The organism is Myxococcus sp. AM011 (assembly GCF_013372595.1).
GTDB lineage: Bacteria > Myxococcota > Myxococcia > Myxococcales > Myxococcaceae > Myxococcus > Myxococcus eversor.
This window is the reverse complement of the sequence record NZ_JABXEM010000606.1, coordinates 1-352: the sequence shown is the minus strand read 5'-3', so window position 1 is coordinate 352 and position 352 is coordinate 1. Positions and strand designations below refer to the sequence as shown.

General features: G+C 68.5%; 1 pseudogene. It reads right to left on the bottom strand.

The annotated features are described in order from the left end of the window. A pseudogene (locus HUW62_RS47630) lies at positions 1–256 on the bottom strand (slipin family protein); the annotation flags it as partial. Positions 257–352 lie beyond the last annotated feature (96 nt).

The window sequence follows — 352 nt, the reverse complement described above, 5'->3', positions numbered from 1 at the left end:
GACCGCGGTGGTAGAGCATGGCGCGCTCGGTGGGGCCCAGCTCGATGACCTGGAGGTCCGACGGGGGCACGAGCGCGAGCATCTCCGTGTCCAGGTTGGTCAGCGGCATGCCGGTGGCGACGCGGACGATGCGCACGTTGCGGAAGGGGTAGGTGAGCCGGTAGCGGCCCGGCACGAGGTAGCGCGTGGGCACCTCGTCGACGAGGACGAACGCCCGCTCGTGCTGCACGACATCGACACGCTTGAAGAAGCTCATCGCGCACCTCCTTTCCCCCGTGGGGGACTTGATGAAACCCGGGAGGCGAGGTGGCGCGATGAAGCGCGCGTCCCGGGGGACTGCTGAAAAGTGGAG